Origin of the sequence: Paenibacillus sp. NPDC057886, assembly GCF_042796655.1 — a bacterium.
Taxonomy (GTDB): Bacteria; Bacillota; Bacilli; order Paenibacillales; family Paenibacillaceae; genus Paenibacillus.
The window spans coordinates 118967-141777 of the sequence record NZ_JBHVMZ010000004.1; the positions used below are offsets into that span (position 1 = coordinate 118967).

Annotated in this window: 37 protein-coding genes and 1 pseudogene; all 38 read right to left on the reverse strand. The window is 32.2% G+C overall.

Features of this window, described 5'->3' with window-relative positions; all coding sequences use genetic code 11:
• Window positions 1-16: 16 nt before the first annotated feature.
• The 38 genes and pseudogenes from ACFVQB_RS14685 to ACFVQB_RS14870 all read right to left on the reverse strand — a co-directional run bounded on the left by ACFVQB_RS14685 (window position 17) and on the right by ACFVQB_RS14870 (window position 22666).
• On the reverse strand, window positions 17-205 hold the full coding sequence (locus ACFVQB_RS14685; protein WP_379440247.1) for a hypothetical protein: 189 nt from the start codon (window positions 203-205) through the stop codon (window positions 17-19).
• A gap of 27 nt (window positions 206-232) precedes the next feature.
• Window positions 233-541, reverse strand: a complete 309-nt coding sequence (locus ACFVQB_RS14690) for a hypothetical protein (protein ID WP_379440250.1) — start codon at window positions 539-541, stop codon at window positions 233-235.
• 34 nt (window positions 542-575) lie between these two features.
• Complete coding sequence (locus ACFVQB_RS14695) at window positions 576-1037, reverse strand: hypothetical protein (protein ID WP_379440252.1); 462 nt, start codon at window positions 1035-1037, stop codon at window positions 576-578.
• A 36-nt stretch (window positions 1038-1073) separates the two neighbouring features.
• Window positions 1074-1379: a hypothetical protein gene (locus ACFVQB_RS14700; protein ID WP_379440255.1), complete on the reverse strand. Its 306-nt coding sequence runs from the start codon at window positions 1377-1379 to the stop codon at window positions 1074-1076.
• Window positions 1380-1413: 34 nt separating this feature from the next.
• Window positions 1414-1752, reverse strand: a complete 339-nt coding sequence (locus ACFVQB_RS14705) for a hypothetical protein (RefSeq protein ID WP_379440257.1) — start codon at window positions 1750-1752, stop codon at window positions 1414-1416.
• Window positions 1753-1781: 29 nt separating this feature from the next.
• Window positions 1782-2126, reverse strand: a complete 345-nt coding sequence (locus ACFVQB_RS14710; protein ID WP_379440259.1) for a beta barrel domain-containing protein — start codon at window positions 2124-2126, stop codon at window positions 1782-1784.
• 59 nt (window positions 2127-2185) lie between these two features.
• Window positions 2186-2353, reverse strand: a complete 168-nt coding sequence (locus ACFVQB_RS14715) for a hypothetical protein (protein WP_379440262.1) — start codon at window positions 2351-2353, stop codon at window positions 2186-2188.
• A 27-nt stretch (window positions 2354-2380) separates the two neighbouring features.
• Window positions 2381-2626, reverse strand: coding sequence for a hypothetical protein (locus ACFVQB_RS14720; RefSeq protein WP_379440265.1), 246 nt, complete (start codon window positions 2624-2626; stop codon window positions 2381-2383).
• Window positions 2627-2663: 37 nt separating this feature from the next.
• On the reverse strand, window positions 2664-2825 hold the full coding sequence (locus ACFVQB_RS14725) for a hypothetical protein (protein WP_379440268.1): 162 nt from the start codon (window positions 2823-2825) through the stop codon (window positions 2664-2666).
• 498 nt (window positions 2826-3323) lie between these two features.
• Window positions 3324-3539 carry a hypothetical protein gene (locus ACFVQB_RS14730; protein ID WP_379440270.1) on the reverse strand — a complete coding sequence of 72 codons (216 nt, stop codon included), beginning with the start codon at window positions 3537-3539 and terminating at the stop codon, window positions 3324-3326.
• A 62-nt stretch (window positions 3540-3601) separates the two neighbouring features.
• Window positions 3602-3763 carry a hypothetical protein gene (locus ACFVQB_RS14735; RefSeq protein ID WP_379440273.1) on the reverse strand — a complete coding sequence of 54 codons (162 nt, stop codon included), beginning with the start codon at window positions 3761-3763 and terminating at the stop codon, window positions 3602-3604.
• A gap of 37 nt (window positions 3764-3800) precedes the next feature.
• Window positions 3801-3944, reverse strand: a pseudogene (locus ACFVQB_RS14740) (ClpX C4-type zinc finger protein); the annotation flags it as partial.
• A 101-nt stretch (window positions 3945-4045) separates the two neighbouring features.
• Entirely contained in the window at window positions 4046-4273 is a 228-nt protein-coding gene (locus tag ACFVQB_RS14745) for a hypothetical protein (RefSeq protein WP_379440276.1), read from the reverse strand.
• 31 nt (window positions 4274-4304) lie between these two features.
• Window positions 4305-4679 carry a hypothetical protein gene (locus tag ACFVQB_RS14750; protein ID WP_379440279.1) on the reverse strand — a complete coding sequence of 125 codons (375 nt, stop codon included), beginning with the start codon at window positions 4677-4679 and terminating at the stop codon, window positions 4305-4307.
• 95 nt (window positions 4680-4774) lie between these two features.
• Window positions 4775-5344 carry a hypothetical protein gene (locus ACFVQB_RS14755; protein WP_379440282.1) on the reverse strand — a complete coding sequence of 190 codons (570 nt, stop codon included), beginning with the start codon at window positions 5342-5344 and terminating at the stop codon, window positions 4775-4777.
• Between the two features lie 45 nt (window positions 5345-5389).
• A complete protein-coding gene (locus ACFVQB_RS14760; RefSeq protein ID WP_379440285.1) occupies window positions 5390-5746 on the reverse strand; it encodes a hypothetical protein in 357 nt (118 codons plus the stop codon).
• Between the two features lie 45 nt (window positions 5747-5791).
• Complete coding sequence (locus ACFVQB_RS14765) at window positions 5792-6166, reverse strand: hypothetical protein (protein ID WP_379440288.1); 375 nt, start codon at window positions 6164-6166, stop codon at window positions 5792-5794.
• 704 nt (window positions 6167-6870) lie between these two features.
• Window positions 6871-7296: a hypothetical protein gene (locus ACFVQB_RS14770; protein WP_379440290.1), complete on the reverse strand. Its 426-nt coding sequence runs from the start codon at window positions 7294-7296 to the stop codon at window positions 6871-6873.
• A 44-nt stretch (window positions 7297-7340) separates the two neighbouring features.
• Complete coding sequence (locus tag ACFVQB_RS14775) at window positions 7341-7658, reverse strand: hypothetical protein (RefSeq protein ID WP_379440293.1); 318 nt, start codon at window positions 7656-7658, stop codon at window positions 7341-7343.
• Window positions 7659-7969: 311 nt separating this feature from the next.
• Window positions 7970-8425 carry a hypothetical protein gene (locus tag ACFVQB_RS14780; RefSeq protein WP_379440296.1) on the reverse strand — a complete coding sequence of 152 codons (456 nt, stop codon included), beginning with the start codon at window positions 8423-8425 and terminating at the stop codon, window positions 7970-7972.
• Between the two features lie 68 nt (window positions 8426-8493).
• Complete coding sequence (locus tag ACFVQB_RS14785; protein ID WP_379440299.1) at window positions 8494-9084, reverse strand: hypothetical protein; 591 nt, start codon at window positions 9082-9084, stop codon at window positions 8494-8496.
• 243 nt (window positions 9085-9327) lie between these two features.
• Complete coding sequence (locus ACFVQB_RS14790) at window positions 9328-9744, reverse strand: hypothetical protein (protein ID WP_379440302.1); 417 nt, start codon at window positions 9742-9744, stop codon at window positions 9328-9330.
• A 78-nt stretch (window positions 9745-9822) separates the two neighbouring features.
• Window positions 9823-10422 (reverse strand): HNH endonuclease, encoded by a 600-nt coding sequence (locus tag ACFVQB_RS14795; RefSeq protein WP_379440305.1) that lies wholly within the window; start codon window positions 10420-10422, stop codon window positions 9823-9825.
• Window positions 10423-10571: 149 nt separating this feature from the next.
• Window positions 10572-11621, reverse strand: a complete 1050-nt coding sequence (locus ACFVQB_RS14800; protein ID WP_379440308.1) for a hypothetical protein — start codon at window positions 11619-11621, stop codon at window positions 10572-10574.
• 24 nt (window positions 11622-11645) lie between these two features.
• Window positions 11646-11825, reverse strand: a complete 180-nt coding sequence (locus ACFVQB_RS14805; RefSeq protein WP_379440310.1) for a hypothetical protein — start codon at window positions 11823-11825, stop codon at window positions 11646-11648.
• 370 nt (window positions 11826-12195) lie between these two features.
• Window positions 12196-12585, reverse strand: a complete 390-nt coding sequence (locus tag ACFVQB_RS14810) for a DNA cytosine methyltransferase (protein WP_379440313.1) — start codon at window positions 12583-12585, stop codon at window positions 12196-12198.
• A complete protein-coding gene (locus ACFVQB_RS14815; RefSeq protein WP_379440315.1) occupies window positions 12572-12754 on the reverse strand; it encodes a hypothetical protein in 183 nt (60 codons plus the stop codon). Before ACFVQB_RS14815 ends, ACFVQB_RS14810 begins: the two co-directional genes overlap by 14 nt.
• A gap of 25 nt (window positions 12755-12779) precedes the next feature.
• Window positions 12780-13007 carry a hypothetical protein gene (locus ACFVQB_RS14820; RefSeq protein ID WP_379440318.1) on the reverse strand — a complete coding sequence of 76 codons (228 nt, stop codon included), beginning with the start codon at window positions 13005-13007 and terminating at the stop codon, window positions 12780-12782.
• Window positions 13008-13138: 131 nt separating this feature from the next.
• A complete protein-coding gene (locus tag ACFVQB_RS14825; RefSeq protein ID WP_379440320.1) occupies window positions 13139-13417 on the reverse strand; it encodes a hypothetical protein in 279 nt (92 codons plus the stop codon).
• 55 nt (window positions 13418-13472) lie between these two features.
• Complete coding sequence (locus ACFVQB_RS14830; RefSeq protein ID WP_379440323.1) at window positions 13473-13688, reverse strand: hypothetical protein; 216 nt, start codon at window positions 13686-13688, stop codon at window positions 13473-13475.
• A gap of 22 nt (window positions 13689-13710) precedes the next feature.
• Entirely contained in the window at window positions 13711-13863 is a 153-nt protein-coding gene (locus ACFVQB_RS14835) for a hypothetical protein (protein WP_379440325.1), read from the reverse strand.
• A gap of 100 nt (window positions 13864-13963) precedes the next feature.
• On the reverse strand, window positions 13964-16996 hold the full coding sequence (locus ACFVQB_RS14840) for an N-6 DNA methylase (RefSeq protein ID WP_379440327.1): 3033 nt from the start codon (window positions 16994-16996) through the stop codon (window positions 13964-13966).
• 29 nt (window positions 16997-17025) lie between these two features.
• The gene (locus ACFVQB_RS14845; RefSeq protein ID WP_379440329.1) at window positions 17026-18972 is read right to left on the reverse strand and encodes a hypothetical protein; all 1947 of its coding nucleotides are present in this window, start codon (window positions 18970-18972) and stop codon (window positions 17026-17028) included.
• 118 nt (window positions 18973-19090) lie between these two features.
• Window positions 19091-19432, reverse strand: a complete 342-nt coding sequence (locus tag ACFVQB_RS14850; RefSeq protein ID WP_379440331.1) for a hypothetical protein — start codon at window positions 19430-19432, stop codon at window positions 19091-19093.
• Between the two features lie 188 nt (window positions 19433-19620).
• Complete coding sequence (locus ACFVQB_RS14855) at window positions 19621-20307, reverse strand: hypothetical protein (RefSeq protein ID WP_379440334.1); 687 nt, start codon at window positions 20305-20307, stop codon at window positions 19621-19623.
• Between the two features lie 57 nt (window positions 20308-20364).
• Window positions 20365-20682, reverse strand: coding sequence for a hypothetical protein (locus tag ACFVQB_RS14860; RefSeq protein WP_379440337.1), 318 nt, complete (start codon window positions 20680-20682; stop codon window positions 20365-20367).
• A gap of 475 nt (window positions 20683-21157) precedes the next feature.
• Window positions 21158-22303 carry a hypothetical protein gene (locus tag ACFVQB_RS14865; RefSeq protein ID WP_379440340.1) on the reverse strand — a complete coding sequence of 382 codons (1146 nt, stop codon included), beginning with the start codon at window positions 22301-22303 and terminating at the stop codon, window positions 21158-21160.
• 114 nt (window positions 22304-22417) lie between these two features.
• The gene (locus ACFVQB_RS14870; RefSeq protein WP_379440343.1) at window positions 22418-22666 is read right to left on the reverse strand and encodes a hypothetical protein; all 249 of its coding nucleotides are present in this window, start codon (window positions 22664-22666) and stop codon (window positions 22418-22420) included.
• Window positions 22667-22811: the final 145 nt, after the last annotated feature.

A 22811-nucleotide genomic window follows, 5' to 3' on the forward strand; every position in this document is an offset into this window, starting at 1 on the left:
AAGGTTTTTGAAAGACTTATTTTATCAACTGATCCAACCAATATCGTACCTCATATCTAATAGAAGCATCTTCACGCGATAACCAAACATCTCCACCCATAGCAGCGGCTTCTAATTCATATACTTTTCCGTCTGCACCTATATATAAATTATAATCATCTATAGGTACGGTCTTGTTCTCTTTTTTATCCCAGATACATAGCATTAACCCATCTCCTTGTGAAATACTTCTTTATTCCAATCTCATGCCTTTTGATAAAACATCGTTAGTTATAATTATTTTATCTTTTATAAAAGTATCAATTGCCGCTAATACTTGCAAGAATCCCCCATCGTTTACGAATTCCTCTTCAAGCAGCGCCACACTCCATCTATCAAATGTCTCTGGAAATTCAGCTCTTAAACAATATTGAAAACCTGTGCCATGATGTGGCTCTATTAGTTGAATGTATAAGTCACTACTCTTCAAAACAGTTACACCATGTCTTGTCCATTCCTCTATCATATCGTACTTTGATGATAAGATTTTAAGGTAATCCATTGCTTCCCTCCCCTATTAAAATGAAAGAATCCTTTTATAGTGTCTTAGAATCCTCTATGTATTTTTCAACAAAAAATTGTTTGTCTTTTTCTTGCTCATAGTCACTCTGAAAATAGGATTTGTACTTATAATTTAGATCCATGATTTTGTATTCAGTGTCACTATATCCATAACCGTTAATCCTTTCGCAATCAACTAAATACAAATGATTATAGAAACTATATAGATTAGTCTTATTAATATTTCTTTCTTCTGATGAGAAGTATCCAACAAACGTAAAATTATCTTCTATTGTTTTCTTTTCAAGATACAATAAAAATTCAGTTAATTTATCGATACCATAGTTCAATGTTATTTTTGCACTTAAGGTGTTACTATCTACATGACTAATGTCATCGTGACCGCAGCAAGGAAGTTTGGATATCTCACTTTTTATATCATTTATTTCATCTTTTTCAACTCTTATGCAAATTTCAACCTGTGAATACATCGACATAGATTTCCCCTCCTAGTGAAATAATCTTTTTATTAACTATTCAATTCCCACTACATTGGTAGAGATTACCGATTCAATCCAATCATACAATTCCACAAAATATCTGTTAATATATTCTTCATCCAACTCATTAACACGCATATCATTAGAAGTATAAAAATACTGATCACTAGTCAAAGTATCTAAAATCTGAAATTCATCAAAAAAACCAACGTCATCTATTAATTCCATCAATGATTCTTTGTTAATATCCACAATGTTATTAAATATTTCTTTTAAATCGTTTAATCCACCAATAGCCTCATTTTTTTCTAAAGCAAATAGATAGTATCGTTTCATCAAAGTTTCCATCTCCTTATAAAATATTAAATTTATCTTAATTTACCAATGTCCACCGATCAATCGTTTCATCGTGAACAAATGCGACAACTCCAATTGGTGTCTTTATGTTTACGAACCGACTGTTAGCAATTTGTCTTCCAGCCTCTTTTGCGAGCCTTACCATAAAGAAATTTAAAAACTTTACGTTTGAACAAGCAAAAACATAATCAAGTGATTCGTTCATATCTAAATTTTGATCTAATGCAATTAGATCCTTGTAGTTAACTAACAATGGAACAGCGTATGTTACATAGGATTCATAATTGGTTGTAAGAATCTCTTTCTGTTCTGAGCTCAAGTCAAAACCCTCGTCCACGAATACTTTTGCTTTCAAATTAATTCCTCCAAATTTGTAATTTAAATTTATTCATTAATGATCTGACTGATTCTTCTGAGTTGATCAAGGGTTAGATCGACCTTGCTATAAGTATCAAACTTCTTTTTTATATTTCTGCTTAACCTTTTAAACTCTTCTTCATCTAAAATTTCTTGCATTGAGAAATAGAGTTCCCAGTCAGGTTGAAAATTTGTGTGTTGCCTTTTAGTTTCCATGTTAAATTTAACTGAGTTATTTACAAAGCCTTCTGGATGCACTTCTAAGTACTTTCTTCCAACTTTTCCTACTTTATATTCGACAATGTGAGTTTCCTTGCGATATCTTGCGTTATTTCCGACTGCTTTAAGAAACACAGTATCTCCTGTTTTCATTTTGACTACCTCTTTCTATATCGATATTTTTAACTTTTCATCCTCATGAAAGGATCATTTTACCCAAACTGTTCGCAAAGTTCTTCTTCCTCAACAATTCTATCTTTAATCATACAATGTAATTTGTTGTCGTCTGTCGAGAAAGAATTATCACAACCCATACAATCAAAATACCTTCTACTAGGGAAATCCTCACGCAATTGTTCAATTAAATCATCTTTGTTCACAGGGACACCCCTTCTTATCTATTCATTTTATTGTGAGGCCACTTTCAAAATGTCCTGAGTAACTTGTACTCTCAATGAAGGATTATTCCAAATAAATGTCTTCTTTTCCTCAAGCTCATCTTCAATTTCTTTTCTTTTATATCTTTCTATCTCAAGTTCATTTTTCAAGCTGTCTATTCCCGATAATAGAGAAAGATATACACCTTCTAATTCTTCATTCTTATCACTTAAAACCAGCGATTCTAATTTTTCCAATGCTGCTTCAATACTCATCACATATCCTTCTTTCTTGATCAAATTATAGTTTCATTTAAACAGTACTGGTCATATGTATTGCTGGAGGGATGACGATTACATCCCCATCTTGTTCACATAATTCCTTAAACATATCTCGCTGTTCTTCAGTTGGAAATCCATATGTATTCTCTGTAACTATACCAAAAAAATTTTCAACGACAACCACTTGATACATCGTGATCACCTCTTCTATTTGATAATCTTATATTATCACATTATATTTTGTTTGTATACATATATTTATTCTTTAAAATAAAAAAGATGCACACATGGCATCTCTGTCTTATTATTACTTTTTAGTATTGTTGCTCATAAACTCAATATAGTCTTTCTTACATCTACCTCTCATAAAAACTCTTGCTCTACAACTTTTCACTGTGCAGACATCATAGTCAAAACTATCTATTTCCTCTTTAGTCTTAAACGTTGTAGCTCTCTTAATTTTCTTAGCTGCAATCTTTTCCAAATCATTTAGTCTACGCTCTTCACACACTATGCACATTCCAGACTCATTACCACTACTTCTATAGTTGTTACATTTTTCCCTCGAACATTTAATAATACTCACATGTCCACCGTCCAGTCAGTTCTAAGATGCTATACGTGCATATATTTTAACATCGCTGCCCATCTGGGTAAAATTAATCTTTCAAAAGAAAAAGCAGCCCGAAGGCTACTCTTTGATGATATTATTCCAAGCATCTTCAATTGCTTCATGTGCACTATCACTTTTTTTAGAAATAGCCCTTACTTTCGAAAGGAAATCTTCAAGATAGCATGTATACCCTCCTGAATACTTCAAATGAACTATGTAAGTTCGTCCATCTAACTCCATAATGGAAGTTTTTACTTTCGCATTATTGAAGTCCTGCTCTGTTACCATCAGCATGTTGTCACCTCCTTTATTCACCTAATTATTTTAACACGTCTACAGCATAGATTTTAATCAAATCAGACTTTCAACGACTCTTTAATCTTATCAGTTACCTCTAAGTACATATTAAAGTAATTAGGTGAAACACCCGCAGAACCTAGTTGAACGGCTATATCATGATCTTTCTTACGCTCTTTTAACTTTCCATCTAATAACTCCATTAATTCTTCACGACTCATTTCTATTAGTTCCTTCAGTAGCCCCATTGTCATCACCTTTCTCTTCTAAAATCTCACTGCAAACCTCAATACACTCGTTGCAGATATATACATTGGGGCCAGCAACGATCCTTGACACCTCTGATTGTGCCTTACCACAAAAGGAACAGCACAACTCAGGGTTTTTACCTGAGAACTTCAATAGATCATCATACCTCTTTGCTTTATCGGTTATCTCGTAAAATTGCTCTGTTGTTATCACTGTAAATTCTCCTTATGTATCTAATTAAAATTCAACTTTTATTAACACTTCTCTAATAATGATTCAACTTTCATAATTAGTTTGTCAGCATTTTGTCCATATACCTTGTAGACAGCGTAATCAGAACCTGAAGATAGTTTATGTTCGATCCACGCTTTATCGATTTCATTTTCTAATGACTCAAGTTTGTGCCACAGTCCTTTTTCAGCACTAACTATAGAAACCAAATATTCCCCAGTCTCTTGTTCCTGTAAAATCGAATAACACATGCTCGTTTCATCTCCTTGTAAAATAACTGTTTCATTCTAAATCTTTCCCGTATATCTCTTCCATCGAAACATAAATTACTTCCCCACTAGGAAGACTTACATTGTAACCATCTCTTCTCGGCTTATTCTTCATCATTTCATATTGAAAGTTGACAATGTTATCTCTTTTATAATTCTTTGAGTATCTTCGAACATAAATCAGTACAAGCAAATAACTGAAAGGATCACTGATCTTCATGCCCATACCCTCAAATTTAATAATCCCTGCATGATATGTACATTTCATCTCTCTATTCCAAAGACTCCCTTTGAAAACATTACTGCCTTCCCACTCATAATTATGGAACCATTTTTTAAAAGTTGAATAACTGGCCCAACCAGTTTTGTTCGCGTCACTTGCAGTCATAGATAAGTGAACGCCCCAACTGATTGTTATGAAAATTAAGATGAGAATTAAAATGAGTAAAACTATCATTAAGGCAAATATCTCACACTACCTCCTTATATGATTTTATATTTGTTTTCATAATTTCTTATGTTTGAGTAATTTATATCATCATATAGCAGCAATAGATCATCAGGTACAAGATATCTTACATACCTGAAGGCGCGGACTTCTCTTTCAATTCTCTCTTTATTGGTAATAGTTTCAGATGTAATTGGATTTAGCTTACAATCAATCCAATGTCCAATCTCATGATATGTCATAGCTTTTATGGCTTCGTTTACTGGCAGTAAATTATTTAAACAAAATCTTTTTATATAATCATTGTTAAAGCCTATATAATTTTCAGTTGGATTGTAGAACATAACTCTTACTTTACTGCCCATCACATTTTTCACTTTACAGTCAATTGAATGAGTATGAAGTAATTCCCTAATGCCATTATCAGTCATCCAAGAGTAGAGACAGAAATGTCCATACTTCTGAAGAATCTTCTCTTCCTGTTGTTCAGCTTCGCTTTTGCTATCACAGATAAATGATTCCGCAATATAAGAACTGTTGCTTTCATCCTTAACCTCCACAATCCACTTCTTTTTACTTCGACTGTAATAATTAAAAATCTTCATCCAAACATCACCTCTTTTCTAAACGAAATCCTGCTTTGATCAACTTTATTGATTGCCTATCCAATATCCATCATAGTCGTAATGATTTTTACCCAGTACTCTGCCGCTTATTGTGTGATAAGTCCTATTTAGTTTTTCTACTTCTTCCTTATTCATTGGTCGAACATTCTCTTTTAAGAAATGTACATCAAAGAATCCAAACCCCTCACAGAAAGTACCGATATAATAACTGTCATCCTCTGCGATTACATTGATTAGATCGTCCTCTTCTCTTCCAATGTTGCCCATTAGATGTAGCGCATCACTGCCACCTTTCAATACCATAACTCTAGACTGTATTCTGTAAGCTGGAGTATTTATAACACCACTCGGGACCTTTCTTTTATAAGCTTCATTTTTCAAATATTTCGCCTCCATTTCTATAAGAAATACTGTTTTGATTAACTTTTAATCCAACCCCAATGCCTTAATTATCTCTTTTTGTTTTGCTGCTTTTCCTTGTAAATATCCTTCGTTACGCTGTTCAGAGATCTTATGTCCTATCATAGTGATAAATTCAATTGCACCAAATTTTCGAATTACTAAACCGTACAAATATTCAACCATCTCTGCACCACAATCTTCTGTCTTCATTAAATTTTCAATTACATCAATAGTCTCTGGTTCTGTTATGTAATAAGTCTCATTAAATCGACTCTCAAATCTATACAGTCTCTTTGAGTTAATGCTACCTCCTTTCCGAATTCTTAACTCCGGTGTTCCTCTCTCATAATAGCTTCCACTTGTATCATCCTTTTCACCAATCCACTTTTCAATTGACATTTCTCTCTCTCCTTTTCTTTATAATATCGTTGTTTCACTTAGTCTTATGTATCGTTACGGTACGTTGTTGCTGGTTGTTGTACATCGTTTCTTCAACCTAAGATAATCATACACTATTATTATTATTCTGTAAATACATATTTTTATTCTTATTAAGAAATGCTTCATTTAACAGTGTATTTACTTGATAAAGATAATTTCATCGACTAAAATATTCCTAAGGCCTAGTACTTTAGAAGGAGATTTGTAGAATAGTGATGATTTATGAATAGAAGTACAATATTTTGGTTGATTGGTAACATGCTAGCATTAGTTGGATACATACTTTACAAAGTCACATCAAAGGTTGAATACGCAATAGGAGTACTTTTAATAGCTGCAATACTACTTATATTATCTGTTTATTTTGTAATTAAGAAAAAGTAAAAAAGAGTCGTGCGGTTAGCGACTCTTAGTCAAAATATTTAATCATTCGTAAGAAACAGAAATAACCGCCCTCTCGCCAAAGACTGCGGCTATCTCACAGAAAAACTATTACCGCTCTTGTCCTTTGTGAAATATAATTTACTGAAACAAGTGGCAATTCAATTTTAACTTCAAATGTAACGCATTACAATATCTAATGTTCATAAAAAAATAATTTTCAACTGTTTCGCTTGACAATACTTCTCACTACCCAGTTTCTTGTATGTAAAAGTAACATTTCATTGTATGATTTCGAATATAAGATTCCTTAGTTTGTGTTCAGGGACGTTCAGAGTTTGTTTGTTGTATAATTTTAGAACCATGCTTGAAAACAACTCCGCAAATTCTTCCTTATGATTTTTAAAATGTTTTTTGGATAGTTTAAGATCTTTTGCGTCAAACAATTGATAGTGTATAGCGTGTCCTATTTCATGAATTGCAGTCTCAATTAACGATTGACTATGTAAATAAATCACACCATCCTCATATACACCATCTGCTATAGTGTCTTCTAGCCTTGCTATTTCTTTTGCTTTTAATGGGATATAGGATTCAACTGAGTAACTTATCTTTTCTAATAGGTTAGGCAAAGTTTCAGATATGATCATTCTTGCCTTATTTTCCAGTATTCCCACAGGAGTTATTGAATACAGATTTAGATTCAAAATTGGCAACTCCTTTTTATTTAAAATTAAAATTTCATATGGTCTTAGCTCCTACCTATTTTTAGATCACCAAACCGCTCCATTTTTTTCAAGTAAGCATTCTTTCTTTTTTTCTCAGTATAATATTGAATGGCTACTGCCAATTCATTTAGTTGGTCTAAAGTAAAATCTTTGACGTTAACCTCTATGCTTCTCTTGAACTCACTATCCAGATAGTATGTCAAAGTTGGACTTACACGCAATAATTCATAATCATCCTTAAAGTAGCTTTTGATTTCAACTTTGTCTTCACTGGTCAATGGGAACTCAACCCATTTTCCTTTTCCATTAGTGATAAACGTTCTAACTTTTTTAAAAGGCATTTGCAACTCATCTCCCGTTCCTAAATTTTTTATTGTGACTTTATTATCTCATGAATCTAAAGTTCAATGGAATACCCAATCTGTCTTCAATTGTTCGAATCCTATTCTTCAGATTCATTCTTTCTTCCCAGTTTAAGTTATCATTCATTAAATAGTCTTCCTTAAGACTTTTCAGTAAATCTCTTGCACTCAATCCTAACACCTCTTTATGTATTAACTTCTCTATCTGAATATAATTATAAAACAATAAATATACATATACAAGTATTATTTTATTATAATTATTTGTATAACTCTTACTCCTCCTAATGTTAAGAGTTACTATGCGCCTCATATTCGGAAACAATCTGGATCAATCCTATTCTTGGTTCCCACTCAACTGGATCTACTATGCCAGTATGCGGTTTACCCTTGTACACATAAACTGTTTCATTTGAGCAAATTTTATATTTTCTTAACTCTTTATATAGATCTGCATTATTATATTTTATGTTGTTTCGACTATTCCACCAAAAAAACAACTCTTCAAATACAATATGATGCAACATAAAGATTAACTCTTCTTTTATGAACAATGTATTAATCGTGATTAAATAGTTATCATTTTCTAAGCGTCCATATGATTCTGGGACTGTAGTTGAATATTTAATCTCACCGTCATATGCAACTCCCCAAATCCTGTTTGAATAAAAAGTAGCTATTTTTTTAAGCTCTTGATTAACTTTTCCAAGATGTAATAATTTTACGTTTTTTTTCGAAGTTGGCATTGTTTGCGCCCTCTTTCTTAAATTTTTTAAATTGTATTTTATGAACTGTTTATTCATGATTTTATGTCTTAATCTTCATCATCCCATATGTGTTCCCCATCTTCACTAACCTCATCATCTGACTCAATTGTTTCGAGCATCTCAAAAAATCTAAGACTACTTTCATATTCTTTATATCCCCATATTACTTCATTTTCAAATTCAATAAAGATGAATGACTCATCTTTGCCCAAATAAAACTCGGAATCGGCAAAACTATCAAAAGAACTTTTATCTGACCAAAAAAATACTTCTTGTTGATCTTTGTTGAACATCCACTTAATATGCTCGCCATCCATTTCATGATAATTCTTTATATAATTGATTTGCTTTTTGGTAAACACGCACCCATCTTTTCTGAAAGCTTCCAACAAGTTGATAATTTTTTCTCCATTCATAAAATTCCCTCCAGTATCGAATCTTTTTTTATAAACTTCCTTCTGTAATTCTCTAATATCTATTCCCAAGATTGTTGTAATAACCAGTATCTCTTCTCCTGATATACTTTCACGTTTCAATTTTCCTGCTAGTGTTTTTTCGTTTATATCTAACTTATCTGCTAACCAAGCAATGGATCGTCCACTGTTTTCAAGTTTCTTTTTAATTAATAAACCAAGCATTCATCTGCCTCCTTTAATAAATAATAGCATACAAACACTTAATTTTCAAGCCATATCACTTAAAATCTAAGTGAATAATTCAAGTATTACTATAAATGCAATTATTCCATAAACATATTTATATATTTAAACTTCAGGGTAAAAGTCTTGTTTCATCAGTATATAAAAAACAGCCCAATAAGGCTGCTTATTAACTGTTGCTACTGTTGGAGGCACATTGACTCAACTATAAACTAAAAGAATTCAATTGCATCGTTGAGCTATAATTTCTTTTAGTTTATTTTCTTCATTATTTAGAGGCTCATCATCATATGACTTAAAGATTATATTTGTAAATATCTCCGCAAACTCTTCTTTATGATTTCGGTACGTATTGCTTAAGCTAAGATTAGTACCATCAAATAATTGATAATGCACAGCATGGCCAATTTCATGTACTGCTGTACGCACAGTAGACCCATGATACAAATATATGACTCGATTTTCATAGGCTCCATCTGCAATCATGTTTTCTTCGTTAGCTATCTGATGTGCCTTTTCAGGAATGTAAGATTGAACTAGATAACTAATTTGATTGAGAACATTTGGAAAAACACCTACAATCAAGTCTTTTGCCTTTGTTTCTAAAATTCCAACAGGTGTTATTGAAAATAGGTTCAATATTATCCCTCCTGACATTTACGTGATTCCCTGCAATATCTAGATTATCACTACATGCATCTTGTTGAAAGACTGGTTTTATTGGGTCGACTGTTTCTTAAAAGCAACATATCTTTCATAGTCCATATTCCCGCGTTCCCTATTACATTTCTCACAGGCACAAACTAGATTACTTAAAGCATTTCTACCGCCCTTGGACATTGGTATTACATGATCAACTGTATCTCCATATGCCCCACAATAATGACACACATAACTATCTCGCTTTAAAACCTTCAATTTCTTTTCTTTGGTCATTCCTGTACCGCCACCTTGTACGGAACAACTTCTGCAAGTAATTGATCTGATTGTGATCCCTTGCTTGTTGGTTCTTCTTGGAGAAAAATTAGTAATTGGTTTCAAGATTCCACATTTAGCGCAAATTTTAAAATTTGGATCATAATTTGAATCCAATGACAATAATCGTGTAGCCTCTATCGCTAAGTTTTTACTTTCATTTATCTTGTTTCTACAGTTGTCACAACTCTTTTTTAAAACCAAATTTCCTTTACCTGTTTTTTTAATATAGTTTGATGTCGGTTTAGACTCTCCACAATTATGACATATAATAAACAACGGGCAATAACCTACATCTGGGTAAATGCCTTCAGTATAGTCTTTGGGCTCTTCTCTCAACACAATCAGTCCACTCATTTCAGATTATATTGTATATATCATTATAACATACATGAAACTGAGAGTAAGTTGAGTTAGAAATGCATGATTCCGTTGAGATAAGGATTTATTCAAGAGTAAAAAAGAGTCCTCATGGACTCTGGTCATTTTTATTAGGCTCTCTTTTCAGTTTCGATAACACCATTTTTAATTACATACTTCCTAGTATCCTGAATTTCTGTTTGAGTACTCTCAACAACTTTGCTGCTATTGAGAATCTGCGAAATGAATCTTAACTTGTGTTCCAAATCAGATTTTTCTTTTTTGAGCTTACTGTTTAACTTTGTTTTATTGCTCAACTGAATTTCTTGACCTTCGATAACAACTTCCTTCATTTTAAGTTGATTCTTAAGATCCATAACCTCCAGTCTTAAATCGTTGATCTGAGACAATAAATGTGATTCTGTTTTAACTGCTTTTATAACACTCTCTAAGCGCTCTGTTAGTGCTGATTCGTTACTGTATTCCTTTTGGGTCTGACTGTCATCTAAGGGCATTTGGCTGTCATGTGAAGGCTCTAGGTATATCACATTATGTTTGACTATATAATCCTGAAGTGATCCGTATTTCTTTTTAATTTGATAATACTTCTGCTGCACATTGTTGACGTTTCGGTTTAACTTGCCCGCTGCCATTCTTAATGCGCTCAATTTAGTTTTTCCTTTATTTGTTTCCTCGTTCATTGTTTGATGTAGAACATATAAATCATTATCAGTCCAACTTCCAATAATTTCAGTTTTAATCTCTTTCGGCACTTCCTCTTCCATTTGAAGCAAGTAATCACGCACCTTGATAGCAACTTTACTATCTCTCAAAAGCATTCCAATTCTTAAAACAGCCTTCTTAGTCAACAACTTCACAATGAATTGTCCCGGTGTTAAGGCTTTTGACAAGATGTCAAAACCCTCTTGTTTGCTCGAAAGGGTTCTAACATTGTCCTTTTTAAACTCTGCCTTATGTCTAGAAAGTATCTGAGCTATTGCACTATAATCAACCTCATAAAATTCCGATGCCATCTTTACAGTCATACTTTCTCCATCAGGTAATAGCAACACCTTCTTTACCTTATCCAACATATTAACCTTGCCTATGTATTGTTCTCTAAAGTTCGTGTTCTTGTTTTCTGTAAACTGATCATGGTTTAATTGTAATGCTTCATTCATAATAAAAAACCTCCAAAGTTATTTTTATTGTTTATAAGTAGAAATAAAGTCCTCAAGTTTCATAATTTCAGGCTTTTGTAAAGGCTGCTTCCCATTTATGAATAATGAGAATAGTGCATTGCTAATCCCCAATTTCTTTGCAATAAAAGATTTCTTGATTCCATAAGTATCGATGATGATTTGCGTTCTCTCTTTAAGAGTCATTGGTGTTCACCTCCTTAAAATATATTTTAATGAACAGTTAAAAAAAATTATCTCACTTCTTCTACAGCTGCATATGTGCACTCTGAATTTTCATAGTGTTTCACAGTTTAGTTATATTTTCTTATAAATCGTTTAAGTTGATTTTTCATTGTCTTTAGGTCATCTGGATCTTCTTCGTCATAATAACTCCCCCCCCTTCATTAATGACGGAGAGAACGTGTAATGAATCCTCAATTGCTTCTGCTAACGTTTTATTTTCTAAATCTCTCCCATCTAGAAAAAACTTCGTTCGGGACATCAGCAATCCAGTTATTGAGTGTTTTCATAATATTTTCTCTCCTAATTCTTAATAATGTTAATATATGTATTTTTATTTCATATAACTTAATATGTGTGCTATAACATCTACAGTCCATCCATCACCTAACATATTGTATCTATGACCTTCCGCTACTCCTTCAGTATATCCTTCTGGTACTGTCTGGAGTCGCTCGTACTCCAACGGTGTTAATCGCCTTACTTTGTTTTCTCGTTCTATGTATACTTTTTTCTGCTTGTAGCCGCCTCTACAGGCCGTTAAGGTGGCACACTTATTATTCTCGTTGTAAACTCTCTTTAGTAGGTCATGTGTGTTCAAGTGAAGCCTTGTTACTATTTTTTTGGATAGATCTAGTGGCTCATATGTTTGTTCGTAGTAATACTTCCTAGCAACATTCTGTTCTAATATGTCTTTTAAAGTAAGCATTTCATTCAAACTCATCTTTGCAAGAATAACACTCTTTACTTTCTTTCGTAACTTGTCCTTTGTTGTTTGTTACAAAAGTAATCGCTGACAGTTGACAGCAAATGTAGCACTTCCCAAAACCTTCTCGCTTTTCATATTGCCCAGTAAAGATTGATTCATCTTCTTCTATGTAAACAATAGCCATGCAATTACCCTCCTATGCAATTGGATTATGTATATTCAACCTCAAAAATCATTTCCATCATCTCTTCAATATCTTCTGCTGGGTGCTCATTAACTGTAATCCGATCCTTTACGATCTCAATCGTGCATTGGTTAGTATGTATAGTGCATGTAGGTGAGATAGCAAATGTATGTTGATCCCCTGTTACTTCATAGTTCAATCCTTCAGCATCAAGTTTCTTAGTGATTTGCTTAACTAATTTATCAATCTTCATTATTTTCATTCTCCAATCATATTAAATTTATATTTATGCGATATTGTGAATGTGATTATCATAAAATGCGAGTGCTATACTTTTTATATTGAATATTCATACAAATAAGACTAAGTGAAACAAGAATTTTATTAAAAATACATTTTATTTTTCCAGCGCTTAAATGTACAGAAACCATGCTTGATTGTAGGTAATTCATAATAATATTTGTGCAAATCAGTTGCACTGTAATTATTTTTTAAAACAGTTTCGAATGCTTGTTTACGTTGATAAAATTTTTCCTCGCCCATAAGTTTCATAGTATCGTTTGGACGCAATAAAAAATTCTCCGCTAGATTTATCATACTTTCAAAGCTTTTATTTCTGAAATAATCAATTAATTTGCTATTTTCATTAGTGATAGTTTTCATAGTAAATCCTCCCTTTGTTTTCTCAGTAAAATCACTCTTTGATAATGTTTTTTGTTCACTTCTCACCCAGTTGTTTGATCTGTAAATAATAATGAATAATCGTGATGAGTTTGCCATCAGATGGAGTTATCCAGTTTTTTTCTAAAATATATTCTTTAGCTTTCTCAGCATTTTCAGATTCAAAATTTATAATATTTTCATATTCTGCAAACTCACCATTTGCATACTTGATTTCAGAGTGCCATTTTATATATGCTATGTATTTGTTCATAGTATCCTCCTAGTGTTATTCTTTATTTATCCCAAGAATCGACAGCGAATTTCCTTTTAACGTAATTTGCTGCTTTCTTACCATTGCTTTTCTCTGTCGTATCAACAAACTTTAAAATATCTTTTCTTAATCTTGCTTGCATTTCATCGAATGTTTCTCTTTTGTTATTTTTCATTGTGAATACCTCCGTTTATTAGTTATATGTTGTCGTTCCCTTATACATATATCATACATCATGATAAAACATATTTCAAGTCATATTTTTATTCTTTAAATTAAACAATATCTTGATTTCCCCATTTTAATCTTGTATATCCATCTTGGTCTTTTTCTTTTGTCATTAGCATATTAAGAATATCAAAATCAACTCCAAAGCGTTCATATAGTTCATCATCATTCAAATCATCATTTTTCATGAATAAATTCAGCTTCTCTTTGCTCAAGATCAACTGCAATAGATTACTTTCAATACTGTTTTCATAGGTTATATAATGAATTTCTTTATTGTCCGACTCAGAATCAAAACGTACAAATCTAGCTGTAAACTGATGTAAAGATGCACCATTCCAAGCCAACTCAGGTACAATAATTTTATTGACATAGTTTATACTGATGCTGCTCGACAATGATTGCTGAGTGCATACTAAGATTGGGTTTGTGTATTTCTTCATCTTAATTATCATTTGCTTTCTCTGTTTAAGGCTCATATCCTCCCCAGTAACAATAAACAATCTACGTTCTGGAAACAGTTTACCAATATAATTCGCATAGCTATAAACTGTCTTTTTGAATCTACATCCAATTACAACAGGTTCATTGTCCCACTTGCTCAACTTTGCAAATACATTTTCAAACTTAGATGAATATCCTTTGCCCTCATACTCTTTAAATAAATGTGGTGCACTACAACTTCTAATTAACATGTTCAATTGTTGTATTATTTCTAACATTCTATCTTTTCTGCTATTGCCTGTTTTATTAATATTTCTAGTCATTTCATAAAACTTTTCTATAATCTTTTTATACAATTGATGTTCATGATTATTAAAGCTGCAAGTACTTTGAACAATATTGGAAATAGATCTACCTGTGATTTCTTCAAAGGTTCTTGTAATTATTGTTGAATCAATCAATGTCTTTAGTGTATCGGAATTGTAAATGTGCTGTGTGGCTTGTGACACCCCGAACACAGTTATTTTTTCAGGTATGTGACTTTCCTTAAAAAGTTTTTGACCTTTGTGATACTGAGGATATGGTTTAAGATAATAACTATTTGTCTCAGTTTTTAATTCTTTTGTTTTCTTATCTTCTATATATATTTCTTTACATTGGTTTAAGAAATTAACTGAAGAATTATAGAGCAATTGAAATTGTGGGAATGCCTCACCTATTGAATTTCTAACGCTCGTACCAGTTGTCAACAATTTGTACTTTGCATTCCTAAATACGTTTAACGTGGCTCTTGTTCTTTTGCTCGTCATACTAGCAATGCTGTCGCTCTCATCAACCACTAGGCCGATTTTGCGCGCGTTTAAGCGGATAAACTTTTTAATCTGCCTTTGATACTTAGTGAGCATATTAAATGTAACTAACACAATGTCAGACGGTTTAATGGTATACATGCTTTGTAATGAATCCACTTTTACAAATGGAATGCCATAGCTAGTAAGTATAGTTTCAAATGTTCCTGTAATTGCAATTGCTGGAGCAACTATAAACATGTTTCTTACATTGTTATGCTGCAAATGATATTGAGCATAGGCAACCGCTGCAAGAGATTTCCCGCCGCCACAGTCCCACTGTAGCAACCCATAATGTTTTTGTAGTATCTTTCCCATGTCATCACGTTGTATATCATTAAGCCTGATTACACGGTCATTGAGTGTGTCATTTAGTTCAAACTTGCTTAGCCATTTAGTTATATATTTATCTTGCGATATTGACTTGAAAGGTTCTGTTTGTTTCTTGTATGCATAAATCTTCCTTTGTTGCAGTTTCTTAAAATTCTGATCTTCAAACGGATAAGCCTCATTGATGATCATATCTACAAATGATACTTCTTTAACTTTCTCAATTTTAGATAGTTGCAATTTCATTTTGTGAGAATAGGCTTTATATCTTAAGCCTGAAGCCGTTTTAACTAGTACAATTTTATCAGTTTCTTTTACATGTTGATTTTTAACTATCCGATTTAGATAAGATAATACTTTGTTTGGCGTCAATCTCACTTTTGCCCATTCTTCATATTTCATAGATTCAGGTTGTTTTTGTGTAGCTAACTGATTAACCTTTTCCAAAGATTTTGCATATTTATCATTAATTTTAGGATTACACTTGATGTCAAACAGTAACTTTTTCACTGTGGCCTGATAATTAGTATCATCGCTTCCACTTCTCAATGATTCCAAAAATATCTTATGCTTAATCCTATCCTTTTCTTTAACAATTGGCTCTATATATGTTTTAAAAATGAAGTCACTGCCTGAATCGTTTATGTTTTGAATTGATGAAATAGTACTTTCATATGGTTTATTACCTTCAATATATTGGCTTTTCTTTTGAAAAAACATTACCTTAGTTCGAAAACTACTTACACCAACATTCTCAAAAGAATTAGAAGGTAATTCAGCCTGATATATGAAATTAAACATATCGTTTATAGTCTTGATCATCCCACCATCTGCAAAATCATCGACTAAAAACGACACCGGAACAATTAGAGCAAGAATTCCCGAAGGCTTAAGAATGTCGAAAGATTTAATGCAGTAATACAATTGACTTATATACTCATCACTATTATATTTCCATTTCAAGTTAAAAGGTGGATTGCCCAAAACAATATCAAAATTTACATTTGGTTCATAATTTCTAATATCATCATGCGACATGTTTACATCTGGGTAAAGATATTTGGCTACCTTAAATGCTTTAATATCAAGTTCGTTTCCGTATACATTATGATGATTTGGAAGCCAATTAAAAAAGTTTCCCATCCCACAAGTCAAATCTGCAATTAAATCATCTTTAGAAGGTTTAAGACAATCAATTAAAAATTTAGATAGAAGATGAGGTGTAAAAAACTGCCCCTCTTCTATTAATCTTTTGGCGTTAGAGTATTCATGAAAACTATCATAATCAGAAAAGTTTAATCCATGTAGGCCACCATTGCCAGTATATGTATCATAAATATTCTGCTGAGTTATTCCATATTTAGCAGTTAAGTCATTATCAATTATATGAATTATTTTATTGTTTATATCTTCTCTTTTCAGCTGCGGGACAAATGTATTGTTTATCTGATAAACCATTTTGCAACAAACTCCTTCTTGATTCGCTGTTACACAGCTACTTTTTTATATCCGCAATAATCAGATGCGAAGATCATCGCTTCTTGATTGGTATTAAATTCTATTTCCAGTTTACCGTTTTTGAAAAACTTAATTGATTTTACTTTATTCAATGTTTGCGTGGCATATCGTTCGTAATTGTCCAATTTTCTCGAATTATCATATCCACAATATTTTTGTTTTAACTCTTCATTTTCCACAAACGTTCCACTATCAAAAAGTTGCAATGATTTGAAAATTTTATCTACTTTATCGCTCAATCTATACTCCTTCCAAATTGAATCGAGATGTGCAAAATAACCGTCAAGTATAAGTTTGTTGTTTTTGATTGATATTTTATCTCCATATTTAAATATTTCTTTAGTGTTATCTTTGATTTCCTTTTCTGCTTTCTCAGTAAAAGAATACCCGTCCAACTGAGTAAAGATATTGTCTAAAACATCTTGAAAAGTACCCTCAAAATCTAAATTTTTGGTTATTTTATCATTATCAATAGTTACTTTATATTTATTCTTAAAGTGATAACAGATATTTATGATAAAACTTTCTTTAATTTTCACCAAACTATTTTTATATTCATATGAGCTCATAACTCCATAAAAAGAACCGTGTGAGATTTTATCAAGCTCATCATTGAAATTTCTATAGGCTTTGAGGATTGCCCTATAATTAGTTTCTTGCTCTTGACAAAAATCATAATCTTCAGAAGAAATTCTTTGATCGTTGGTAATTTCGATATGATCAAATAGTGAAAATGTTTTTTTGATATTATTGTCCGTATTATTCATGAATTCATCCTCCTGAGGTGCATGGTTTTCATTATTGCCTGTATTCTGATGGATAGCATCATTGTTTTGGTTTGTAGCCGTTTCAGATCCCTTTTGTTGCACTACGCTTCGTTCTTCTTTCTGGTCTACTGCAAGTGACTCAGCATGCTCACTCTTTTGAGTGGTCTCAATAGTTGGAACATCTGAAACAGTCTGTTTACGAACCGTCTTTTTATATACTGTTTTCTCTACGTATTCAGTAACTTCAACAAATTCAACAATAGCAATATGTCCTTTGCTCAATAATTCATTAATTCTTTCAACGGACAAACTCCAAGATTTATCAATGCTTTTAGATGGTTTATTATTTTTACCTAATTTTGCAAAAGTGTGATATTTGTTAAACTGTTGATCAATGTGAATTAATGTATATCTGTTTCCTTTACTCGCTCCACGAGTATAACCAACCTTCATTACAAAGGTAAGCTCCTCTTTAATATCCGATTCAGTAACTTCAGAAACGGATTTTTCAACTGCTTGGATAGTTTTAACTGGGACCTTAACAATTTCAGGTTTAAGGGCGTCTGCATCAGTCAGCGCTTTTTCAATACGTTTAACCAAAGACATAACTTTCTCTTCTTTTTGTTGGGTCGCAGATTTTTCTTTATTTTCCAAGTCATATGTATTAGTAGCGTATACACCGTTTCCTTTTGCAATAATTTGACCGTCTTTCTCAATGTGCCAGCTTGCTCCTTTGGGATTGGCAAAAGCAAATGTTGGATAAGTCTCGATAACTGTATAAGATGGTTCAACGTTAGCCTTTTCCATTTCTTTCTCGATAAACACAGCACAAGAAGACTTCTCATTCTCAGTAGATGCTGCGTCATTCATCATAGCTGTTAGTTTCTCAATACGAGAGTTTGCAACATATGATTGTTTATTGTAATCATATTTACGGACTTCACGTCCAGAATCAGAAAGATTATATTTGCATACATCAACCAACAATACATAATCGTTCTTAGTTGCCACACCAGACCATGAAGCAGGAGAATAATAATCAACCATTGAATCCGATTCGTCTTGTTTGTAACCAAAAATCTGCCAACCCGCATCCACCAATTTATACATAATGTTAACTTTAGCTTCTTGTTTGTCTAAGTAATGCATCCGAATCACCTCATCTATTTGATACCTTAATTATAAACTTTTTTCATAATTAATACAATACATATTTTTATTCTTATAAACAAAATGAGATCCCTTTTTAGGAATCTCATTACATTATCTATTTTAATTTAACATCCCAAATGTCTACTTCTTCGTCCTTATCTGATGGTTCAACATAAGTTACAACAACTTGTTTTCCTTGATACTGTTTACGTAGCACCTGACTAAATGCTTTATCTTCTTTAGGTGTAGCAATATCAGTAACCTGTAACACCCAGAAGTGTCCATCCTGATCCTTGGTGGTATGAGCAACATAGTAACCGCTGCCCTTCATGTAATACACCTTTTCAATCTTCATTGTGGCCTGTTTAGTAACTGGCTCAACTCCATTAGCTAAAGCTGCACTAGCCACCATCAAACTTAATACAATCACCATTAACACCATTGTAATCTTTTTCATTCGCGAACACATCCATTCCTTTTATTATTTTTATTGTTTAATCAAGGATTCAACAAGTTCAAGGTGCTGACTGAAGGATAACCCTGCCAACGAACGTTTAGTATGATTTTGTGAGTTTAATCTTTGCTCTGGCTGCTTAAACGCTGCATATGGATTAGTTTTATGTACTGGATGTATGTAATAGATTCTTAACATGTTACTGTCTCCTTTCTCGATTTAATTGTAAGTAGCGGTGTGATAGATAGTGAAGACTTAATATCATCCATATATCTAGGGTCAAAACTTGTATATTTAGATTGCTTAACTGTTACAAATTGATCTGATTTAACAGTCACCGTAGATAAAGAATCAACATCAAAATCAATCCATCCGTTAAATACTGTCACATCTTGATAAGGTAAAATGATATCAGTCCAAACTGATCGTTTGCGCTTTGGTTTATGTGATATATATAACGCATCATCATATTGAGCGTACTTATCAGCCTTCACTGACTCAATGACAGTGTGGATCATTTGAGGGAAACCAAATTCACTGAACTTTACAATGGTCACTTTGCTTCCTACTGTAAGAATTGACAAAGCTTCCTTATGAGATGTTGTAACTTCTTCAGTAGTATTATTAATTTCTATGTATTCAATAAGCATATCAGCCATAGGAGAAGATGAGAATTCTTCTTTAACAGCTTCGATTAATTCACTGGTAACATCAACATTATTATCAGCTAAATCAAGATGAAATCCCAATTTCACAGAACCTTTCTCTGCATCAGACAAGCTATCGTATGTATCACCAAATTGAAAGATTTGTTCAACCAGTAAATCAGACAGGTAGTCTAATTTGTATTCCATATCCATTTGGTTAAAGTTTGTCATTATAATCAATCCCCTTTAGTTTAATTTATGTATGTGAAAGGCCCCTTTCATGGACTCTTAAGCAAGTTTATTTATATGAGTTTCAATAGAAAAATCCTCTTTTAAAAGTTCGTATCCCTTTTCTCTTAATTTAGACTCTAACCTCTTAATTCTCTTTGCATTTGAAGAAAGACTAAGATTTATTCTTTTACCTGAAATACTCTTTCTATCATCCCATGCTTTTAGAATATCAATCGCAATCTTATTGGCTTCGATATCGGATTCTTCAATTTTATTAAGTTCCTCGATCTCTTTTGCAAACTCTTCTTCCCATCTTAATACTGCGTTGTATTTATTTTTTATAGCTTGAACTTCATTTCGGGTTTGCTGACTCATATTATTACCACCTTTTAATTTTATTATTATTTTTATTCTTTATATTAACGAAGGATCAATGCTCCTACGATTGTTTTACTTTTCAGTGCTTGCTTACGTGCCCATTGTGACTTCAGTACTGCTAATTTAGATTGACTCATTTGGTTTCAACTCCTTGTTTCGTTTTCCTTAACCTTATATACTTATTATAAACGATAAATCAATAAATTACAATACATATTTTCATTCTTAATGAGAAATAGACCAACTTTTTTAGAGTTAGTCAAAGGAATAATACTAATGACATACACAACGGTTTTTGTTGTGGATGAAGGTGAGCGACAGCCATGTAGTGAAACGGAATGGATCTCGCCACCTATTATTATAGTATCTATTGGCGATTCAAAATCATTGATCTATAAGTACTTTTTTAAAAGTTGTCCATCTCATGCAGGATATGTATTATAATCATATCCCCCACGAAATGGACAACTTTTTATTTTGATTTGATTTCTCTAGGTAAATTAACGATCTTTATATCTTGTCTAATATCTCTATTATCTCGATCAATTAGATTATTCAGTAAATCAATATATTGTTCTATGTAATTAGGATCTGAACGTCTTATATCTACATTAGTTGATAAGAATGTGTCAATAGAACTCGCTTTGCTGTGTCTCTTTCTAGCATTATTTAATAAGTTTGATTTAACCTCTGAATTGGATTCGGATTGTAAGATGTTCCTTTCTTCTTCTGTAAGACTAAGCATTTTCAGTTCATCCCACAAAGTATAAATATAGCTCTCATTACAAATTATCTTGTAGGAATCAAAGTAATGATGGATGTTGTAGTCTTCCAATAATATATGCCCAACTTTTCTGGTGTATTCATCCCATTTACCAGATGTGACTAATCCCTTTTTATCAGTTATGTTTAATTCGTCCATTACCTGACGTTCTGCATCTAGTATATACTGAATTTCTGTTTCTGTTGCTTCCTTATAGACTCGTCGAACATTATATTTTAATCCATAATCGTATATTTCTTCATCAAATTCATTATTTCCAATATAACTTCTTATAACTTTTAAATCTCCATTTCTATTTGTTTCAACTTGTGGTTCCACATATACAACTGTCTTAGCTAAATGCCAAAAAACTAAAGACTTCTCTTGGAGATTGTTTAGAGATCTTTCCAGTGCTCTTGTTAATGCTGTATTAGACAGATCATAAAATTCTCTAACATTTAATTCATTTACCTTTAAGAGTTCAGACAGTTTAGGAATATTATATCTTCCAAAATTATAATTGCTATTGACCATGTTTAAATTTTTGAGAAGTCTAGATCGAGGGAAAAACACTTTCCCGTTATGTTTATCTTGTACAAGCAAATCCAAAACCAGCTCTTCAATATTATTTATGAATCCATATCTAGAGCTTTGCTTTCCTTTTGGTTTTTTGTATACCTCATTGATGATAAATTTATTGCCATCTCTGGAGTAGTCAAAAAAGCTTTCCCATAAATTCAATTGTGAGATCTTTGCATTTCCTGTTTTAACTTTCTCGTTAAGACTTAAACAGATCTCTTTATAATTTTTATAAACCTGACCTTTGACTAATTTCTTTGTATCTACTCCTATCATCTCCCGATTTCTTAGTTAGAACCTTATATATAAAACCCTATTTCTAGAGTGGAATCGTAACTTAATTAAAATATTGAAATATTATATTTATACTTAATAAAAGGAAATAAACTATCATTCCCCTTTAGTAACATTAAATAGCCTAACAGTATATTCTTCTAAGAATAGTCTAATTTGTTTTTGTGCTTCTTTCTCATCTGTAATAGATCCATGTTTATATGCTTCCATAATTCCTATCATGTCTTCAATTGCATAGTCTACTGCTTGCTCATATGCTTCTTTTTTGTCTGGAGTTATTACACTACTGATCAATGATTCTTTATATTGTTTATCCTTATTATATGCATCGTTAAAGCTGCTCATATGTGTTACCTCCTCATTCATTGTATTGGCTACTCTATTGCTATATGTAATCATAATGTATTATACCCCAATCGTATGTAATTTAAATAGATGAATCAGTAGCCACAGTTAGAACACCGTGACTACCTTGATATATGTATTGCTT

Bases quoted from the DNA above. Each gene is read 5' to 3' on its own strand.
- ACFVQB_RS14685 (WP_379440247.1), bottom strand. From the start codon at position 205: ATGCTATGTATCTGGGATAAAAAAGAGAACAAGACCGTACCTATAGAT.
- ACFVQB_RS14690 (WP_379440250.1), bottom strand. From the start codon at position 541: ATGGATTACCTTAAAATCTTATCATCAAAGTACGATATGATAGAGGAA.
- ACFVQB_RS14695 (WP_379440252.1), bottom strand. From the start codon at position 1,037: ATGTCGATGTATTCACAGGTTGAAATTTGCATAAGAGTTGAAAAAGAT.
- ACFVQB_RS14710 (WP_379440259.1), bottom strand. From the start codon at position 2,126: ATGAAAACAGGAGATACTGTGTTTCTTAAAGCAGTCGGAAATAACGCA.
- ACFVQB_RS14720 (WP_379440265.1), bottom strand. From the start codon at position 2,626: ATGAGTATTGAAGCAGCATTGGAAAAATTAGAATCGCTGGTTTTAAGT.
- ACFVQB_RS14725 (WP_379440268.1), bottom strand. From the start codon at position 2,825: ATGTATCAAGTGGTTGTCGTTGAAAATTTTTTTGGTATAGTTACAGAG.
- ACFVQB_RS14730 (WP_379440270.1), bottom strand. From the start codon at position 3,539: ATGCTGATGGTAACAGAGCAGGACTTCAATAATGCGAAAGTAAAAACT.
- ACFVQB_RS14735 (WP_379440273.1), bottom strand. From the start codon at position 3,763: ATGAGTCGTGAAGAATTAATGGAGTTATTAGATGGAAAGTTAAAAGAG.
- ACFVQB_RS14745 (WP_379440276.1), bottom strand. From the start codon at position 4,273: ATGTGTTATTCGATTTTACAGGAACAAGAGACTGGGGAATATTTGGTT.
- ACFVQB_RS14750 (WP_379440279.1), bottom strand. From the start codon at position 4,679: ATGACTGCAAGTGACGCGAACAAAACTGGTTGGGCCAGTTATTCAACT.
- ACFVQB_RS14755 (WP_379440282.1), bottom strand. From the start codon at position 5,344: ATGAAGATTTTTAATTATTACAGTCGAAGTAAAAAGAAGTGGATTGTG.
- ACFVQB_RS14765 (WP_379440288.1), bottom strand. From the start codon at position 6,166: ATGTCAATTGAAAAGTGGATTGGTGAAAAGGATGATACAAGTGGAAGC.
- ACFVQB_RS14775 (WP_379440293.1), bottom strand. From the start codon at position 7,658: ATGCCTTTTAAAAAAGTTAGAACGTTTATCACTAATGGAAAAGGAAAA.
- ACFVQB_RS14780 (WP_379440296.1), bottom strand. From the start codon at position 8,425: ATGCCAACTTCGAAAAAAAACGTAAAATTATTACATCTTGGAAAAGTT.
- ACFVQB_RS14785 (WP_379440299.1), bottom strand. From the start codon at position 9,084: ATGCTTGGTTTATTAATTAAAAAGAAACTTGAAAACAGTGGACGATCC.
- ACFVQB_RS14800 (WP_379440308.1), bottom strand. From the start codon at position 11,621: ATGAATGAAGCATTACAATTAAACCATGATCAGTTTACAGAAAACAAG.
- ACFVQB_RS14805 (WP_379440310.1), bottom strand. From the start codon at position 11,825: ATGACTCTTAAAGAGAGAACGCAAATCATCATCGATACTTATGGAATC.
- ACFVQB_RS14810 (WP_379440313.1), bottom strand. From the start codon at position 12,585: ATGAGTTTGAATGAAATGCTTACTTTAAAAGACATATTAGAACAGAAT.
- ACFVQB_RS14815 (WP_379440315.1), bottom strand. From the start codon at position 12,754: ATGGCTATTGTTTACATAGAAGAAGATGAATCAATCTTTACTGGGCAA.
- ACFVQB_RS14820 (WP_379440318.1), bottom strand. From the start codon at position 13,007: ATGAAGATTGATAAATTAGTTAAGCAAATCACTAAGAAACTTGATGCT.
- ACFVQB_RS14825 (WP_379440320.1), bottom strand. From the start codon at position 13,417: ATGAAAACTATCACTAATGAAAATAGCAAATTAATTGATTATTTCAGA.
- ACFVQB_RS14830 (WP_379440323.1), bottom strand. From the start codon at position 13,688: ATGAACAAATACATAGCATATATAAAATGGCACTCTGAAATCAAGTAT.
- ACFVQB_RS14835 (WP_379440325.1), bottom strand. From the start codon at position 13,863: ATGAAAAATAACAAAAGAGAAACATTCGATGAAATGCAAGCAAGATTA.
- ACFVQB_RS14840 (WP_379440327.1), bottom strand. From the start codon at position 16,996: ATGGTTTATCAGATAAACAATACATTTGTCCCGCAGCTGAAAAGAGAA.
- ACFVQB_RS14845 (WP_379440329.1), bottom strand. From the start codon at position 18,972: ATGCATTACTTAGACAAACAAGAAGCTAAAGTTAACATTATGTATAAA.
- ACFVQB_RS14850 (WP_379440331.1), bottom strand. From the start codon at position 19,432: ATGAAAAAGATTACAATGGTGTTAATGGTGATTGTATTAAGTTTGATG.
- ACFVQB_RS14855 (WP_379440334.1), bottom strand. From the start codon at position 20,307: ATGACAAACTTTAACCAAATGGATATGGAATACAAATTAGACTACCTG.
- ACFVQB_RS14860 (WP_379440337.1), bottom strand. From the start codon at position 20,682: ATGAGTCAGCAAACCCGAAATGAAGTTCAAGCTATAAAAAATAAATAC.
- ACFVQB_RS14865 (WP_379440340.1), bottom strand. From the start codon at position 22,303: ATGATAGGAGTAGATACAAAGAAATTAGTCAAAGGTCAGGTTTATAAA.
- ACFVQB_RS14870 (WP_379440343.1), bottom strand. From the start codon at position 22,666: ATGAGCAGCTTTAACGATGCATATAATAAGGATAAACAATATAAAGAA.